This is a genomic window from Pseudomonas sp. NFACC56-3 (genome assembly GCF_900100025.1).
GTDB classification, from domain to species: Bacteria; Pseudomonadota; Gammaproteobacteria; order Pseudomonadales; family Pseudomonadaceae; genus Aquipseudomonas; species Aquipseudomonas fluorescens_AA.
In genome coordinates this window covers 196586-213309 of sequence record NZ_FMTK01000003.1, presented here as the reverse complement: position 1 = coordinate 213309, position 16724 = coordinate 196586, and the positions used below count along the sequence as shown (strand labels likewise).

Sequence of the window (16724 nt, the reverse complement as noted above, 5' to 3'; positions counted from 1 at the left end):
CGAATCTTCCGTCCAACCCAAAAACCCATGTGGGAGCGAGCTCGCTCGCGATGACGGCGGCACAGGCACCCTCGATGCAAGCTGATCCACCGCTATCGCGAGCAAGCTCGCTCCCACAGGAGAATGGCGGTGTACCCGAATCTTCCGTCCAACCCAAAAACCCATGTGGGAGCGAGCTCGCTCGCGATGACGGCGGCACAGGCACCCTCGATGCAAGCTGACCCATCGCTATCGCGAGCAAGCTCGCTCCCACAGGGATCAGATCCCGCTCAGCGCCAGGTCCATGGCGAAGTAGGTGAAGATCAGGTCTGCCCCCGCCCGCTTGATTGCGCCAAGGCTCTCGCGTACCACACGGGCTTCGTCGATGGCGCCGGCCTGGGCGGCGAACTTGATCATCGCGTATTCGCCACTGACCTGGTAAGCCGACAGCGGCAGGTTCGAAGCCTGGCGAATGTCGCGGATGATGTCGAGGTAGGCACCGGCCGGCTTGACCATCAGCGCATCGGCACCTTCCTGCTCGTCGAGCAGGGATTCACGCAGGGCTTCGCGGCGGTTCATCGGGTTCATCTGGTAGCTCTTGCGGTCACCCTTCAGCGCGCTGCCGCCGGCCTCGCGGAACGGCCCATACAGCGCCGAGGCGAATTTGGTGGAATAGGCCATGATCGCCGTCTGGCTGAAACCGGCTTCATCCAAAGCCTTGCGAATCGCCTGGACCTGGCCGTCCATGGCCGCCGAGGGCGCGATCACATCGGCACCGGCACGGGCCGCCGCCACGGCTTGCTTGCCCAGGTTGATCAAGGTCCGGTCGTTGTCCACTTCACCGCCGTGGAGCACGCCGCAGTGACCATGGTCGGTGTACTCACAGAAGCAGGTGTCGGACATCACGATCATTTCCGGCACCGCGTCCTTGCAGATCCCGGCCATGCGCGACACCAGGCCGCGCTCACGCCAGGTGTCGCTGCCCTCGTTGTCCAGGTGATGGGATACACCAAAGGTCATCACCGACTTGATGCCAGCGCGGGCATAGCGTTCGATCTCACCGGCCAGCTTCGACTCTGGGATGCGCACCACGCCGGGCATGCTCTTGATCGGTACAAAATCATCGATTTCTTCTTCGACGAAAATCGGCAGCACCAGATCGTTCAGGGTGAACTCGGTTTCCTGGAACAGGCTGCGCAGGCTTGCATTGCGACGCAGGCGGCGTGGACGTGCTTCGGGGAACTGGCTGGACATGGGACTCCTGGGCAAAAAATGGTGCTTGATCACAGAGGACGAAGCTTATGCCCAGGCCAGCCAGGGCACAAACGCCAGCTGGAAAACAGAGTGTTACCCGCCGGGTAATAATCGCCTCACAGGGTCAACGAGCCATTGATGCACGTCACGACGGCACCACCAATCCAGACCTCTTCCCCCAACTGCTCGACATGAATCCGCCCGGCCCGGCCCATCGTCAGCCCCTGGCTGACCACGTAGGACGCAGGCGCCAGCCCCTTGCCCAGCATCCATTGGGCGAGCCCGGCGTTCAGGCTGCCGGTGGCCGGATCCTCGGGCATGCCATCACCGGCGATGAAGCCGCGCACTTCGAAGTGGGCCTCATCGCCATCCACGGCCCGATCCCAGGGTGCGATCACGCCCACGGCCAGGTCCAGCAACTGCTGGTAATCCGGCTCGAGCGTCAGGACTTGCCGGCGCTCCTTGAGCATCACCGCCAGCCAGCCGGCACCGTTATCGACCCATTGCGCCTCGACAATCGCCTGCGCTGCGAGCCCCAGCCCCTTGCACACCCGCTCCAGCAGCTCGGCCTCCAGCGGACCGGACTTGAGCAAGGGCGGCGCGAGGAACGCCAACCCATGATCGCTGCGGCGCACCCTGACCAGGCCGACGCCGCACTCCTGCACGATCTCCTGCCCTTTGGGCACGCCTCCGGCTTCCAGCCAGGCGTGACAACTGCCCAGGGTCGGATGCCCGGCAAACGGCAACTCGGTGGACGTGGTGAAAATACGCACCCGGTAATCGGCTTCCGGGTGCTGCGGCGCCAGCAGGAACGTGGTTTCGCTGAGGTTGGTCCAGTTGGCGAAAGCGGCCATGCGCGAGTCACTGAGCCCATCGGCCCCCAGCACCACCGCCAGCGGATTGCCCTTGAGCGGCACATCGCTGAACACATCCAGTTGCTTGTAATCGAATCGGCGGGTCGTCGGCTTGCTCATTCCGGAATCTTCAACCCACGGGCCACGGCCGGTCGCGCCAGGAAGCGCTCCAATACCCGCGTCACATTGGGGAAGTTGCGGATACCCACCAAATCACCGGCTTCATAAAAACCGATCAAGTTGCGCACCCAGGGAAACGTGGCGATATCGGCAATGGTGTAGCGCTCGCCCATGATCCAGTCCCGCCCTTGCAGACGGCCATCGAGCACCTTGAGCAGGCGCCTGCTTTCCTCGACGTAACGATCCCGTGGCCGCTTGTCCTCGTAGTCCTTGCCGGCGAACTTGTTGAAGAACCCCAACTGCCCGAACATGGGCCCGATCCCACCCATCTGGAACATCAGCCATTGGATCGTCTCGTAGCGCGCCGCCGACTCCTGGGCCAGCAACTGTCCGCTCTTGTCCGCCAGATAAATCAGGATCGCCCCCGACTCGAACAACGCCAACGGCTGGTCCCCCGGCCCATGGGGATCGAGAATCGCCGGGATCTTGTTGTTGGGGTTCAGGGACAGGAACTCGGGCGACAGCTGGTCGTTGCTGGCGAAGTCCACTTTGTGGGGCTCGTACGGCAGGCCGGTCTCTTCCAGCATGATCGAAACCTTCACGCCGTTGGGGGTTGGCAGGGAGTAGAGCTGGATCCACTCCGGGTATTGGGCAGGCCATTTCTGGGTGATGAGGTATGGCGTCAAGTCGGGCATGGGGTCGGCTCGGAAATGAAGGAAACCCCGAGGATAATCCAAGATGTTGGGGACGACACCACTGCCCGTCACACAATTCACGTCGTCCCTTCTTAATTCAGCAACATCCTGTCGTTAACGTTCGTCCCATCTCCTGACGGAGATCGCTACAGTGCACCGGAATCGAACCAAAGCGCTCGAAGGGACTCTGAGCAATGCCCGCGAAGAACCAACGAGGCGTAACGACAGGGAAAACACCCGAGGCCAAGCGCTTCGCGGTACCGGGGTTTGTCAGCCTGACTCAAGCGTGCTGAAGACTATTATTCGATGATGAACCCACTGAATTTCGCCAGACGCTTCAAACACCGTTCGTGGCTGATGCTGCCGACGCTGCTTGTGGTCTGTGGCCTGGTGCTGTCGCTGGAATCCAGCGTCAGCCGCGCCCAGCCAGCCGACGGCGTACAGACCCTGGTGTTCCTGCGCCACGCCGAGAAACCCGCCGGTGGCCTGGGCCAGCTCAACTGCCAGGGCCTCAACCGCGCCATCGACCTGGCCACCCTGCTGCCGGAAAAATTCGGCAAGGCCGACTACGTGTTCGCGGCCAACCCGACCCGCAATGTCGAAGAGGGTGAGCTGGACAACTCCTACAGCTATATTCGCCCGCTGATGACCATCAGCCCCAGCGCCATCAAGCTCGGGCTGCCGGTCAACATCAATTTTTCAGCCAACGACACCAGCGACCTGGCTGACGAGTTGCTGCATGACAAGTACCACAACTCCACCATCTATACCGCCTGGTCCCATGGCTACCTGCCAGAGCTGATCAACAAGGTCGCCGGTGAGGCGGTGGGCAAGGATCAGACCATTACCGAAGACTGGGCATCCGGGGACTTCGATTCGCTGTATGTGCTGACCCTGACCTGGCACAACGGCAAGGCCAGCCTCACCAGCCAGAGCTACAAGCAAGGCTTGGACAATGGCCAGGAAGCCTGTCCGACCTGATCATCGGTGTGGGAGCGGGCTTGCTCGCGATGGTGGTGGGTCAGCTTGATCAAGGGTGGCTGTGTCGCCGCCATCGCGAGCAAGCTCGCTCCCACAGGTCACCCTCCCCGGGCCGCCCGCTCGCGCAAATACTCCAGCACCGCCGCCTGCTCCCCCGAGAACTCGATCCGCAAGCCCTTCTTTTCCCGCTGGAACACGTACATCGGGTCGTAATACTCACGCAGCAAACCCTCGATCCAACCGCGATGCACGTCGACGGCACCGCTGTGGGCCTGCTCGGCCAGGGCTGTTTCCAGGATGTCCTTCAAGCGCCGGTGACGGTCGCCACCCAGGCGTTTGTGGATGTTGTCCAGGCTTGCCAGCAATCGCTCGGAAAACAGCGAAAAACCTTCGTCGCCATGTACCGCGACAAATTCCGCACACAGGTCAATGACGTAATCCTGCAGGATCCGTTCGACCCGACGCTCCAGGCTGTCTTCCAGCCAGACCATCGGGACCTGCTGCATGCGCTGGTACAAAGACAGTGGCAAGGCGCAGCTGCCGACCGCACGGCTCTCATCCTCCAGCACAAACTGTTCGATGCCGGCGGCGCGTTTTTTCAGCACATCCACGGCCAGGCGATTTTCAAAATCGATGTTGGAAGGCTGGCCGGTGGCGCGTTTGCCGAAGCTCGAACCGCGATGGTTGGCATGCCCTTCCAGGTCCAGGCTGTTGCCCAGTTGGCCCAGCACTTCGGTCTTGCCGGTACCGGTCATGCCGCCCAGCAGGACCAGGTCGCACTCGGCGACCGCCTGTTCGACGGTGTCCAGCAAGAACGTGCGCATGGCCTTGTAGCCACCGCCGACCCGAGGGTAATCAATGCCCGCTTCGTCCTTGAGCCATTGCTGGACGATCTGCGAACGCAAGCCGCCGCGAAAGCAATACAGCAGACCGTCGGGATGGGCCTTGGCGAACGCCGCCCAAGCCTGGATGCGCTGGGCCTTGGTCTCACCGGACACCAGTTGGTGCCCCAGGACGATGGCGGCCTGTTGCCCCTGTTGTTTGTAGCAGGTCCCGACCCGTTGCCGTTCGTTGTCGGTCATCAACGGCAGATTGACCACGCCGGGGAAAGCGCCCTTGATGAATTCGACGGGGGCGCGCGTGTCCATCATCGGTCGGTCATGGAGGAAGATGTCGCGGTAATCGGTGATGTCATGGCTCATCAAGACACCTCGACCGCATGACGCTGTCGCTCGACCAACTCACCGATGGGCTCCAGTGCCAGGCCGAGTTCAGTGGCCACCCGCAGAAACTCGTCCTCGCCTTCGGGGGTTACGGCAATCAACAGGCCGCCGCTGGTCTGCGGGTCGCACAGCACTCGCTTGTGCAACTCCTGGACCCGACCGACCTTGCTGGCGTAGCTGTCGTAGTTGCGCAGCGTACCGCCCGGCACACAGCCCAGGTCGAGGTAGTATTCGACGCCCGGCAGACGCGGCACTGCGTCATAGCGGATGCGCGCGGTCAACTGGCTGCCGTCGGCCATTTCCACCAGGTGCCCGAGCAGGCCGAAACCGGTGATGTCGGTCATCGCCGTCACGCCATCGAGCTTGCCAAAGCGGCTGCCGGGTTTATTGAGGGTGCACATCCAGTCACGGGCCAGGCCAACATCGGCGGCGCGCAGCTTGCCTTTCTTTTCCGCCGTGGTGAGGATGCCGATGCCCAGGGGCTTGGTCAGGTACAGCCGGCAGCCGACGGTGGCCGTGTCGTTGCGTTTCATATGGCGCTTTTGCACCAGGCCCGTGACCGCCAGGCCGAAGATCGGCTCGGGCGCGTCGATCGAATGCCCGCCCGCCAGGGGAATACCGGCCTCGTCACACACGGAACGACCGCCGCGAATCACTTCCCGGGCAATTTCCGGGGCCAATACGTTGACCGGCCAGCCAAGAATCGCGATGGCCATCAGCGGATCACCGCCCATGGCGTAGATGTCGCTGATGGCATTGGTGGCGGCGATGCGACCGAAATCGAAGGGATCATCGACAATCGGCATGAAAAAATCGGTGGTCGAGACCACCCCACGCTCTTCGTCGATGGCATAAACCGCAGCGTCGTCGCGAGAAGCATTGCCGACCCAAAGCTTGGGATCGAGGTTCTGCGCACCACTGCCGGCCAGGATCACTTCCAGCACTTGGGGCGAAATCTTGCAGCCGCAACCGGCGCCGTGGCTGTACTGGGTCAGGCGAATAGGCTCGCTCATGGGCATCTCTCCGGTCAATCAAGTGGATCGATTCTAACAGCAACGCCGCCGACCCAGTGCCGTGCCGAGCATTCGCCCGTGCAACACTTTGGTGCTGCTTCAGGCGGGCGTGAAGCATTCGGCGCACTAGGCCTGACCAAAAGGACAGGAAAATCACCTCAATCCCAAGCTTTTCAAGCCACTGCATAAAATTGGTATGGGATGTGCAAACGTTTGCGCATTCGATCCTCCCTCAGCGGATCGACGGTTTTTTTCAATCACGGAACACGGGCTTTGGCCCCCACGAACAAGGACTTTCCATGCACTTCACTTCCCGGTGTCGCGCCACGCCCGGCGTATGGGCAGCCACCCTGCTACTGACCGCCGTTACCGGACTACTCAGCGCCACGACCCACGCCCAACCCACCGAGGTGTCCGCCCAAGGCGAAGCCCTCAGTCCAGAAGCCACCCCGTCGAAGAAAGGCGCCTACCTGTCGGACTGGTACAACCAGGACCTGACGCTCATCGGCAGCAAAGACATCAGCTTCGGCCCGCAACCGGTCGACGATATCTATCTGGAATATGAATACTTCGGACGCAAGGGCCCCTTCGAACTCTATGGCTACGTCGACATTCCGAAGATTTTCAACATTGGCAACAGTCACGACAAAGGTGTGTGGGACCACGGTTCACCCGTGTTCATGGAACACGAGCCGCGGATTTCCATCGACTACCTGGCCGGCCGCAGCCTGGCCATCGGGCCGTTCAAGGAATGGTATGTGGCGTTCGACTGGATCTACGACCACGGCAGCAACAGCGCCAATCGCGCGAACACCCTGTACAGCGGCCTGGGCACCGACATCGACACTCACTCGAGGGTCAACTTGTCGGCCAACCTCTATGGCCGTTATCAATGGGAAAACTATGGCGCCAGCAATGAATATTCCTGGGACGGCTACCGCGCTCAACTCAAGTACATCGTGCCGATCAGCCAGTTCAGCAATGGTGCCTCGCTGACGTACATTGGCTTCACCAACTTCGACTTCGGTTCGGACCTGCACAAGGACAACCCGGCCCGCACCGCCAACGCCACGGTCGCCACCAATGTCTTGCTGTACGCGTTCACCCACGTGCGCTTCACTCTGGTGGGCCGCTACTTCCACAACGGCGGCAACTGGCAGGATGGCAGTGAACTCAACTTTGGCGATGGCAACTTCCGCGCCCGCTCCGATGGGTGGGGGTATTACGCCGGGGTCGGCTATCAGTTCTGAGCACATCGTCGCAGCACCCTTTCGAATCCATGGAGGTCACGAACACATGATCAATCGCCTGTTTGCTTCAATCGGCCTGGCAAGTACTGCATTCTTCGCGGCAAGCGCCGGGGCCGCACCGCCACTTCAACCCAAAGTGATGCTGATCACGATGTTCGCCCCCGAAGCGCAGAACTGGATCGAACGCTTGCAGCTCAAGGATGAAATCCGTGTACCGGGGCTGTCCGCCGAGTACCCGACGATCCGCTGCAATGCCGAACGGGTCTGCCTGCTGATCACCGGCATGGGCCAGACCAACGCGGCGGCCTCGACCCTGGCCCTGGCGCTCTCCCCGACCTTCGACCTGCGCAAGAGCTATTTCCTGGTGGCCGGGATCGCCGGTATCAACCCGCACCACGGCACACTTGGCACAACCGCCTGGGCCCATTACCTGGTGGAGTTCGGTACTCAGTGGGAGCTGGATTCGCGGGATGTGCCCAAGGACTGGCCCACCGGCTACCTGGGCATCAACACCAAGGGGCCGAACGAAAAGCCGCCGCTGGACTACAAGACAGAAGTCTTCGAACTCAACCCGGCCCTGCAAGCCAAGGCCTTTGCCCTCAGCCAGCAGGTGACCTTGGCCGAAAGCAAGGAATCGGCGGCCTGGCGCTTGAAGTATCCGTATGCCCCGGCCAACCAGCCGCCGGTGGTGACCCGCTGCGACACCCTGGCCGGCAACACCTGGTTCTCCGGCACGCGCCTGAGCGAGCGCGCCGAAGTCTGGACCCGCCTGCTCACCGACAACAAAGGCGTCTACTGCACGACCCAACAGGAAGACAACTCGACTTACGAGGCCTTGCTACGGGCCAGCCGAGAAGGTCGGGTGGACATCAACCGGCTGGCAGTGCTGCGGGCCGGGTCCGACTTCGACCGCCCCGAGCCCGGTGGCAATGAAGTGGATAACCTGCTCAAGTACGCCGACCAGGGCGCGTTCGTCCCGGCGCTGGAAAACCTGTTCCGCACCGGCAACCCGCTGGTGCAGGACATTGTGAAGAACTGGTCGGCGTGGAAGAACGGTGTGCCAGGGCACTGATTTCTCCTCCGTGGCGAGGGAGCTTGCTCCCGCTGGGCTGCGCAGCGGCCCCTGGCTCTTTGCGGCTGCTGCGCACCCGAGCGGGAGCAAGCTCCCTCGCCACGGGGCTATCGAACTGAGCCCCAGGGCTGTTCCCAACGGCTCAGCCAATGGAATTTTCCCTCCCGGGCAGGATCATTTGAACATCAACCGCGCCCCCAGGAGACCGCCGATGCCTCTCACCCCCTCCGCCGCCGACAGCACTCACCTGGACTACGGTCTCGACACCCTGTTCGGCCGCCAGACCAAAAGTATCGACTGCCAATACAACGTCCAGCGCCTCGACGAGGACAAGCCGGTGTGGTTCGCGCTGCACGTTCAACCGCCGATGCCGGACGACCTGGACAAGGCCGAGATCGTGGTGTTCAGCGCCGAGGGCCGGCGCTTGAGCGGCATCGTCCGCAGCACTGAACGCCTGGCCGATGGCAGTCTGCAACTCAACGTGGAACCCGACTGAACCGTTCAGGCCTGACGGGCATTGCTGCGATACATGAACACCAGTGCCAATGCCAGGCAGGCCATGGCGAGGACTCGACTGCCGGACAATTCGATGGCCGGGTTGCCCAGCCAGCCGAAATTGTCGATCAGCATGCCCATGCCCAGTTGCCCGACGATCACCGCCACGGTGGCCACGGCCGTGCCGACCCTGGGCATCGCGCCCACCATCACCATCATGTACACCACACCGAACAAGGCCCCGCTGAGTTGCCATTTCGGCATGTCCAACAGCGTCAAGCCGTGGGCCGGCTCGAAAAACACGATCAGCAGCCCGGTGGTCACCGTGCCCACCGTGAACGTCAGCAAGCTGCTGCGCAACACACCGACCGTCTGGCCCAGGCGCCCGTTGATAGCCGCCTGCACACTCAACACCGCACCGGCCGCGACGACCAGCAACAACAAAACAAACAGGTTCATGCTCAACCTCGGGCAATCAGGACAAGGGCGACGACAATCAAGGCCAACGCCAGCCAGCGTTCGCCATTGACCCGCTTGCGAGCCGTGCCGAACCAGCCGAAATGATCGATCAGGACACTTTTACCCACCTGGCCGGAGAGAATCGCGACCATGGTCATGGCGATGCCGATGTGCGGCGTGGCGAGTGTCAGCACGACCACATAGATCGGACCGAGGAAACCGCCGATCAATTGCCAGCGTGGCAACTCATGCAAGGCTGGGCCTCGCTGCCGGCCACTGAGCAACAACAGCAGGAAAAGAATCGCCGAACCGACGCCGAAGATGCTCAGCGTGGCCCACAGATGCCCGACCTGGGCCCCGAGCGGCCCGAGCAGGCCGGCCTCCACCGACAAGCCCATGCCGGCCAGGATCACCAGGGGCAGCAATAGCCAGCGCAACAATGTCTGGGGTCTGGCGGGCGTCGATACCGGCACGGCCTCGCTCAATGAAGATGTTTGCATGATCAGCACCTGTTCACTTGAAAGAGGGCCGGCATTATCGGCTGGTGCCGCTGTGCAATAAATGTGAGTATCCCGACAACACTTTTGCGTAATACGCACAGGAAAGCCCGCACCATGCACGGCCTCAATGAACTGGGCTTCAAGGCATTGCGATTGTTCGTCGCCGTGCTCGATCACGGCAGTTTTTCGGAAGTCGCGCGGCGCGAAGGCTTGGCGCCGTCCTCGATTTCCCGGCAGATCCAGTTGATGGAACAGGCCCTGAACCAACAGTTGCTCTATCGCCACACCCGCGCCGTTTCACCCACCGAGGCTGGCCGCCTGCTGGGGCATCATGCACGGCTGCTGCTGGTGCAACTGGAGGAAGCCGAACAGGCGCTGCAGGAGCAACACAGCGAGCCGTCCGGACTGGTGCGGATCAATGCGCCGGTGGTGTTTGGCCAGCGCCACCTGACACCGTGGTTGGGGCAGCTATGCGAGCGTTATCCGAAGCTGCAACTGGAGATCCAGCAGACCGATAGCTACGTCGACCCACTGCAGGAAGGCGCCGACCTGCTGTTCCGCATCGGTCCGCTGCACGATTCGAGCATGCAGGCGCGCATCCTCGCGCCCCATCGCTTCCAGATCGCCGCCAGCCCTACCTACCTGGCCCGCCACGGCGCACCACTCAAGCCCCAGGACCTGGTTCACCACCGGTGCCTGGCCTACAAGGGCGTGACCGGACAGCAGCGCTGGTTCTTCCGCCGCCCGGGCCAGGCCTGGACACCCTACAGCGTCAGCGGCCCGATCACCGGCAACCACGCCGACACCTTGACCCAGGCCGCCGAACAAGGCCTGGGGCTGGTGATGTTCCCGTCGTGGTTGATCGGCGAAGCCGTGCGTAACGGCACGCTGGTCCCGGTGCTAAAGGATTACCAAGCGTCCAACAGCCTCGAACCGCAACAGATCGCCATCCTCTGGCCGGGCAGTCGACGCCTGTCGGTGAAGGTCCGCACGGTCATCGATTTCTTCCTCGAGTGTTTTGGCGAAGTGCCCTACTGGGATCGCTGAACACGGCGCGGCCTCAATCGAACTTGACCAGGTTCAGCACCGGCAGCGGGCCACCCGGGAACTGGGTCAAACGTGCGCCGACACTCAAGGGGCCCAGGTCCACGCCGAAAAAGCCCAGGCGCTCGATCAACCGCGCGACTTCACTCCGTGCCTGCGCGTCGTTACCGGTCAGGAACAGCACCCGCTTGCCGCCTTCGGACGTCGGGTCTGCCTCCAGCAGGCGCGCCAGCAGATGATTGAAGGCCTTGACCACCCGTGCGCCCGGCGCCCACTCGCTGAACACCTCGGTCGAGGCCCGGCCCTGGAGATCCACGGCCTTGAACCCCGGCACTTCGATCGCGTTGTTGGCGTCGATCACGATGCGCCCGGCAAAATCCGGCAAACCGCCCAGCGCCTGGGGCAACTTCGACCAGTTGACCGCTACCAGCACCATCGGCTGGGCGGCGGCCTCCTCCACGGTGCCGGCGCGCACGCTTGGACCGAGGTCAGCCACAAGCTCGGTCAGGCTTTGCGGGCCACGGCTGTTGGCAATCACTACGTTGATGTTCTGGCGGGCCAGGGCGCGGGCGAAAGCACTGCCGATGGCGCCTGCGCCAATGATGCCGATAGTGTCGATGTCGCTCATGTTTTGTGTCCTCAAGGTTGGATAAGCCTGGCGGTGATGTCCGCCGTTGAGGTGCATGGTGCCCTTGCCATTACCTTCTGATTAGTCGGTAATATGGCGAATCATTTTCAAGTATTACTATCAGGTCCATACCATGGAAAGCCTCGCCAACCTCGAATGCTTTGTTCGCAGCGCCGAAACCGGCAGTTTCTCGGCGGCCGCGAGACTACTCGCCCTGACGCCCGCGGCCGTGAGCCGCAACGTGGCGATGCTGGAGCGCAACCTGGGGGTGCGGTTGTTCCAGCGCTCGACCCGCAAGTTGTCCCTGACCGAAACGGGGGAACATTTCCTGGCCAGCATCGGTAGCAACCTGCACGCCCTGCAGGCGGCCATTGGTGCGGTGACCACAGAGCGCGGCGAACCGGCCGGCGTCTTGCGCGTCAGCCTCTCACCCAGTTTTGGCATCGGCCAGATACTGCCGTTGATGCCGCAATGGCTGGCTCGGTATCCGCTGATCCGTCCGGACTGGCAGTTCGAAAACCGTCCGGTGGACCTGATCGCCGAAGGTTTCGACGCAGCCATCGGCGGCGGCTTCGCCCTGACGCCCGGGGTGGTATCGCGCACCCTGGCGCCCGCTCACCTGATTGCCGTCGCCAGCCCCGCCTACCTGGCCGGACGCCCCCTGCCCCGGCAACCCGAGGACCTGGCCGGCCTGGACAACATCGTGTTGCGGGCCAGCCGCACCGGCCGGGTGCGCCAGACCGTGCTGCGCAACGCTGCCGGGTGCGAATGCGCCGTGCAACTGAACGAGTCCATGATTTTCAATGACCCCGTGGCCATGCGAGAGGCCGCCTTGCTGGGTCTGGGCGTGGCCCTGCTGGTAGTGCCCGACGCCCTGCCCTGGCTGGAACGTGGCGAACTGGTGCGGCTGTTACCGGATTGGTACGTCGATCTGGGGGTGATTTCCCTCTACTACCCCAGTCGCACGCTGATGCCGGCCAAGACCCGGGCCTTTATCGACTTCATCACCGAGCATTTCGAGCGCGAGGCGTTGGCTCGGCGCTTCAGGGCCGGGTCGGGTTGAATATCGGCGACACGGCATTGAAGGCGCGTCGGCTGCCGGTGCTGGGCATGCCGGCCTTTGCCTTGGGCTTCGCGGTGTCGATGGCCATGTTGCGGGTGACCCGCCGCCTGCTGGGGCAGACGGCATCGCCAAAATGACGGTCTCTTGCTGGAGTCCGGGACGACGCCCATGGGATGATCGGCCTTCAAGCGCGACCATTTGTGGAGATTTTCAATGTCATTGCTGAGTAAACAAGCCGCCGTCCTGTTGCTGGGGGCCTTCGCCAGCCTGGTCGTGGTATCCACCCAGGCGGCCCCGGCCAAACCTGCCAGTGATGCACCGGCGCAGAAGGTGTCGATGCTGGGCGGCAAGTTCACCTTCACCTTGCCCAAGGGTTTTACGGCGACGCCATTGCCCTCCGGTGAAGCCGCCCAGGGCACCGCCGGGGCGACGGGGACGATGTACAGCAATGCCACCAGCAAGACCGTGGTGATCGCAGCGGAAAACATCATTATCGACGGTGCGAATGTGAAGGATGACGATGGCGCGTTCCTCGACGCCACCATGGCCGACTTCGCCGCCCAGCGCCTCAAGTCCCTGCCGGATGCCAAGATCCTCAGCGAAAAAAGCCTGAAGCAAAAAGGCACCGGCCTGGGCCTGCGCCAGCTCGATACCCGCGCGACCCAGGGCGGCGGACCGACCCTCGACACCACCTTGCTGGGTGCCTCCGGCACGCGCATGGCGGTGGTGCAGATCATCTCCCGGGCCAGCGACAAGACCGGCCATGAAACCTTGGTGAAACAGATCGCCAGCGGTCAATAAGCCCCTCAGAACATGTGGGAGCCGAGCTTGCTCGCGATGGCGCCGGCACAATCAACATCGATGCAAGCTGACCTAGCGCTTTCGCGAGCAAGCTCGCTCCCACAGGAATCGTGGATGTTAATGAGTTTTGCATTCAACGCAGGTCCATTGTGGGAGCGAGCTTGCTCGCGATGGCGCCGGCACAATCAACATCGATGCAAGCTGACCCAGCGCTTTCGCGAGCAAAGCTCGCTCCCACAGGAATCGTGGATGTTCATGAGTTTTGCATTCAGCGCAGGTCCATTGTGGGAGCCGAGCTTGCTCGCGATGGCGCCGGCACAATCAACATCGATGCAAGCTGACCCAGCGCTTTCGCGAGCAAGCTCGCTCCCACAGGAATCGTGGATGTTTATGAGTTTTGCATTCAGCGCAGGTCCATTGTGGGAGCGAGCTTGCTCGCGATGGCGCCAGCACAATCAACATTGATGCAAGCTGACCCTCCGCTTTCGCGAGCAAGCTCGCTCCCACAGGGTTTGTGGGTGTTCAAAAGCTTTGCATTCACCACCATGATGCGGTGTTGTACATCCTTCCTTGTCTAGCCCCCATCGGTGTCGATATCGGCGTCCGTGTCGTCACCGGATTTCGGCCGGTCCGGGTCAGGCTTGAAGCCGGGGCTGAAGGTGTTGTCATTGTCCTGATGATGCTGCTTCTGATCGACCTCAGTGGCGGCGCTGTCAGCCTGGTCCGCTCCGGCAGGACTGACGGGCTCGGCGCTCGAAGGCCTGCCCGGGCCCTGGGGATCAATGGCCGGATCGTTGCGCGGGGATGGCGCCTGCGCCTGGCCTTGTTGCTGAGTGTCTGCGGGATCGTCGTTCATGGGCACCTCGTTCATGACAGGGCCGGATGGATGACCGGTCTTGAACATTCGAAGGTGACGCGACGGCTTCGGTTCCATTTGTTTAAGACGCCGCGATCAACCGCCCAGCACGCTCCTCACCATCCGGGCCAGTGCGTCCGGACCGTAGGGTTTGCTCAACAAATGGGTATCGGGGCTCAATTGATGGTTGCGGGAGATGATGTCCCGGGTGTGCCCCGAGGTGAACAGCACGGGGACCGGCGGGGTCTGCACCTTGGCCCAGGCGGCCAGGTCGGAACTCTTGATCAGGCCGGGCATGACCACGTCGGTGAAGATCAGGTCGACCGGGGTGCCATCCAGCAGTAGCTTCATCGCCTCATCGCCGTTGGCGGCCGTGAGGGTCCTGTAGCCGGACTGTTCCAGCAGTTCCACCGACGCGCTGCGCACCTCGGCGTTGTCCTCCACCACCAGGATCGTCTCTTGCCGGCCGGAATGAAGCGCATCATGTTGCTCGGTTTCCCCGGCTTCGGGCGCAAGACTTCGAGGGAAATACATCCGCACCCGCGTGCCTTCGCCCAGGTCACTGGAGATCTCGATATGGCCGCCACTCTGCTTGACGAACCCGAACACCATGCTCAATCCAAGCCCGGTGCCCTGGCCATCGGTCTTGGTGGTGAAAAACGGTTCGAACACCTGCTTCAGGATGTCGGGCGGCATGCCGACGCCGCAATCGATCACCGACAGCCGGACATAGTCGCCGGCCGCAATCCCCTTGCCGGCGCAGAACGCGTCATCGAGCACGATGTTCTCGCCGATCAGATGGATAGTGCCCTCGCCCCGCATGGCATCACGCGCATTGATCGCCAGGTTCAACAGGGCATTTTCCAACTGATTGCGATCGACATGGATGCGCCAGGGTTCCTGGGGCAGGCTCACTTCAATCAGGATGGTTTCGCCCAAGGCCCGCTGCAGCAGTTCACCCATGCCCTCATAGATGCGCCGTGGGTTATAGACCGCCGGTGACAATGGCTGGCGCCGGGCGAAAGCCAACAGCTGCGAGGACAACTTGGCCCCCCGCTCCACGGCTTCGATGGAGGCACTGACCCGTCGTTGCACATTGGCGTTGTCCCGTTCGTGGCGGGCCAGCAAGTGCAGATTGCCGGCGATCACCTGCAGCAAGTTGTTGAAATCATGGGCCACGCCACCGGTGAGGCCACCAATGGCCTCGAGCTTCTGCGACTGGCGCAACTGCTCTTCGGCTGCCAACCGCGCCTGCACCTCGTCGGCGACACGTTGCTCCAGGTCGCGGGTGAATTTGAGCAGCGAAGCTTCGGCCGTCTTGCGTTCGTCGATATCAATCAGCACTCCCGGAAACCGCAGGGGCCGGCCTGTCCTGTCGAACTCGCATCGACCGCTGGCCAGCACCCACCGGTAGTCACCGCCCAGGCGGCGGACCCGATACTCAGCGCTGTAAGGCGTGCCTGTGCGCACGGTCAGTTCGACCCGCTGGTTGACCTCTTCGAGGTCGTCCGGGTGGATGCCCTGGCGGGCAATCTCGATGGGCAGTGCGTCCAGCGGACAATCGGGGGGGTAGTTGAAGGTGCGGGCAAAACGCTCATCGCCCGACAGCGTGTCGGCCTGGATGTCCCAGACGAACGATCCCAGCAAGGGCCCGGCCGAAAGCGCCAGCTGAATGCGTTCATTGACCGCGCGGTAACTGCGTTCGGCCTCTTGCCGGGCGCGCTCGGTCAATACGTGCTCTGTGGTTTCCACCACAATCGCCAGCACGCCCGCCGGGGACTGGTCATCATCGGGCACCGGGCTGTAGTAGAGGTCCATCCACACATCTTCAGGCTTGCCATCGCGCAGCAGGACCAGCTCTTTGCTGCGGTAGGACAAGGTGCCGCCGGCCAGACAGACGTCCAGTACATGGCGATTGAATTCGGCCACCTCCGGCCAGCCCAACTCCACCGCGCACCCCAGCAAGTAGGGGTGGCGGCCGCCGGCGAACTCGGCATAGGCATCGTTGTAAATCATGAAGCCCTGGCGGCCCCACAACATCACTATCGGCAGGGGCGAAGCCAGCAACAATTGGACAGCGCTACGCAAGCTGGCGGACCAGTGCTCGATGGCGCCCAACTCGGTTCGGCTCCAATCGAACGCCCGGATACGCCCGGCCATCTCACCGCCCCACCCAGGGCAGCCGTGATTCTGGGATAGAAACTCCATGGTCGACTCTGAACCTCAAAATGCCTGCAGGGAATCGACAGACACAAATCCCTTGCGATCAGAGCTTCGAGCGCCGGGTTGGCGTTTGGTTTCATGGTGATCGGTTTGCGCACAATCCTGTGGCGAGGGAGCTTGCTCCCGCTCGGCGGCGCAGCCGTCGTAAACCGGCTGACGCGGTGTGCCTGATGGATTGCGTAAACCATTTTTTGGGGGGCTGCTACGCAGCCCA

Annotated in this window: 18 protein-coding genes; 8 read left to right on the top strand and 10 right to left on the bottom strand. The window is 62.5% G+C overall.

Annotated features, from left to right (window positions below; genetic code table 11):
- Positions 1-258: 258 nt before the first annotated feature.
- From hemB to BLO80_RS06230, 3 genes are all read right to left on the bottom strand, one after another.
- Complete coding sequence (hemB, locus tag BLO80_RS06240; RefSeq protein ID WP_092327313.1) at positions 259-1233, bottom strand: porphobilinogen synthase; 975 nt, start codon at positions 1231-1233, stop codon at positions 259-261.
- Between the two features lie 116 nt (positions 1234-1349).
- Positions 1350-2207 carry a PhzF family phenazine biosynthesis protein gene (locus tag BLO80_RS06235; protein WP_092327311.1) on the bottom strand — a complete coding sequence of 286 codons (858 nt, stop codon included), beginning with the start codon at positions 2205-2207 and terminating at the stop codon, positions 1350-1352.
- Positions 2204-2902: a glutathione S-transferase family protein gene (locus tag BLO80_RS06230; RefSeq protein ID WP_092327310.1), complete on the bottom strand. Its 699-nt coding sequence runs from the start codon at positions 2900-2902 to the stop codon at positions 2204-2206. Before BLO80_RS06230 ends, BLO80_RS06235 begins: the two co-directional genes overlap by 4 nt.
- 306 nt (positions 2903-3208) lie before the next feature.
- Here BLO80_RS06230 and BLO80_RS06225 point away from each other — a divergent pair, with 306 nt between their 5' ends.
- Positions 3209-3883, top strand: coding sequence for a histidine phosphatase family protein (locus tag BLO80_RS06225; protein WP_092327308.1), 675 nt, complete (start codon positions 3209-3211; stop codon positions 3881-3883).
- A gap of 98 nt (positions 3884-3981) precedes the next feature.
- Here the strand turns inward: BLO80_RS06225 and mnmH are convergent, their stop codons facing one another.
- Together mnmH and selD are read right to left on the bottom strand one after the other, a co-directional pair.
- Entirely contained in the window at positions 3982-5085 is a 1104-nt protein-coding gene (gene mnmH / locus BLO80_RS06220) for a tRNA 2-selenouridine(34) synthase MnmH (RefSeq protein WP_092327307.1), read from the bottom strand.
- Positions 5085-6119 (bottom strand): selenide, water dikinase SelD, encoded by a 1035-nt coding sequence (gene selD, locus BLO80_RS06215; RefSeq protein ID WP_092327305.1) that lies wholly within the window; start codon positions 6117-6119, stop codon positions 5085-5087. The genes mnmH and selD overlap by 1 nt, the downstream gene beginning before the upstream one ends.
- Before the next feature lie 299 nt (positions 6120-6418).
- Between selD and BLO80_RS06210 the strand changes: the two genes are divergently transcribed.
- From BLO80_RS06210 to BLO80_RS06200, 3 genes are all read left to right on the top strand, one after another.
- Entirely contained in the window at positions 6419-7369 is a 951-nt protein-coding gene (locus BLO80_RS06210) for a nucleoside-specific channel-forming protein Tsx (protein ID WP_092327304.1), read from the top strand.
- A gap of 46 nt (positions 7370-7415) precedes the next feature.
- A complete protein-coding gene (locus BLO80_RS06205) occupies positions 7416-8441 on the top strand; it encodes a purine-nucleoside phosphorylase (RefSeq protein ID WP_092327302.1) in 1026 nt (341 codons plus the stop codon).
- A 211-nt stretch (positions 8442-8652) separates the two neighbouring features.
- A complete protein-coding gene (locus BLO80_RS06200) occupies positions 8653-8937 on the top strand; it encodes a hypothetical protein (RefSeq protein WP_092174971.1) in 285 nt (94 codons plus the stop codon).
- Between the two features lie 5 nt (positions 8938-8942).
- Here the strand turns inward: BLO80_RS06200 and BLO80_RS06195 are convergent, their stop codons facing one another.
- Together BLO80_RS06195 and BLO80_RS06190 are read right to left on the bottom strand one after the other, a co-directional pair.
- Positions 8943-9395: a DMT family transporter gene (locus BLO80_RS06195; RefSeq protein WP_092327301.1), complete on the bottom strand. Its 453-nt coding sequence runs from the start codon at positions 9393-9395 to the stop codon at positions 8943-8945.
- A 2-nt stretch (positions 9396-9397) separates the two neighbouring features.
- On the bottom strand, positions 9398-9895 hold the full coding sequence (locus BLO80_RS06190; RefSeq protein WP_092327299.1) for a DMT family transporter: 498 nt from the start codon (positions 9893-9895) through the stop codon (positions 9398-9400).
- Positions 9896-10009: 114 nt separating this feature from the next.
- Between BLO80_RS06190 and BLO80_RS06185 the strand changes: the two genes are divergently transcribed.
- Positions 10010-10942: a LysR family transcriptional regulator gene (locus BLO80_RS06185; protein WP_092327298.1), complete on the top strand. Its 933-nt coding sequence runs from the start codon at positions 10010-10012 to the stop codon at positions 10940-10942.
- A gap of 13 nt (positions 10943-10955) precedes the next feature.
- On the opposite strand, the gene BLO80_RS06180 is transcribed toward BLO80_RS06185, so the two are convergent.
- Positions 10956-11558, bottom strand: a complete 603-nt coding sequence (locus BLO80_RS06180) for an NADPH-dependent F420 reductase (protein ID WP_092327577.1) — start codon at positions 11556-11558, stop codon at positions 10956-10958.
- 142 nt (positions 11559-11700) lie between these two features.
- Here BLO80_RS06180 and BLO80_RS06175 point away from each other — a divergent pair, with 142 nt between their 5' ends.
- The 3 genes from BLO80_RS06175 (at position 11701) to BLO80_RS06170 (ending at position 13431) form a co-directional block, all read left to right on the top strand.
- A complete protein-coding gene (locus BLO80_RS06175) occupies positions 11701-12630 on the top strand; it encodes a LysR family transcriptional regulator (RefSeq protein WP_092327296.1) in 930 nt (309 codons plus the stop codon).
- Positions 12627-12767, top strand: coding sequence for a hypothetical protein (locus BLO80_RS29845; RefSeq protein ID WP_175459458.1), 141 nt, complete (start codon positions 12627-12629; stop codon positions 12765-12767). The genes BLO80_RS06175 and BLO80_RS29845 overlap by 4 nt, the downstream gene beginning before the upstream one ends.
- 76 nt (positions 12768-12843) lie before the next feature.
- The gene (locus BLO80_RS06170; protein WP_092327295.1) at positions 12844-13431 is read left to right on the top strand and encodes a DcrB/PsbP domain-containing protein; all 588 of its coding nucleotides are present in this window, start codon (positions 12844-12846) and stop codon (positions 13429-13431) included.
- 574 nt (positions 13432-14005) lie between these two features.
- On the opposite strand, the gene BLO80_RS06165 is transcribed toward BLO80_RS06170, so the two are convergent.
- A complete protein-coding gene (locus BLO80_RS06165; protein ID WP_256574140.1) occupies positions 14006-14287 on the bottom strand; it encodes a hypothetical protein in 282 nt (93 codons plus the stop codon).
- Positions 14288-14383: 96 nt separating this feature from the next.
- On the bottom strand, positions 14384-16495 hold the full coding sequence (locus BLO80_RS06160; protein WP_092327292.1) for a hybrid sensor histidine kinase/response regulator: 2112 nt from the start codon (positions 16493-16495) through the stop codon (positions 14384-14386).
- Positions 16496-16724: the final 229 nt, after the last annotated feature.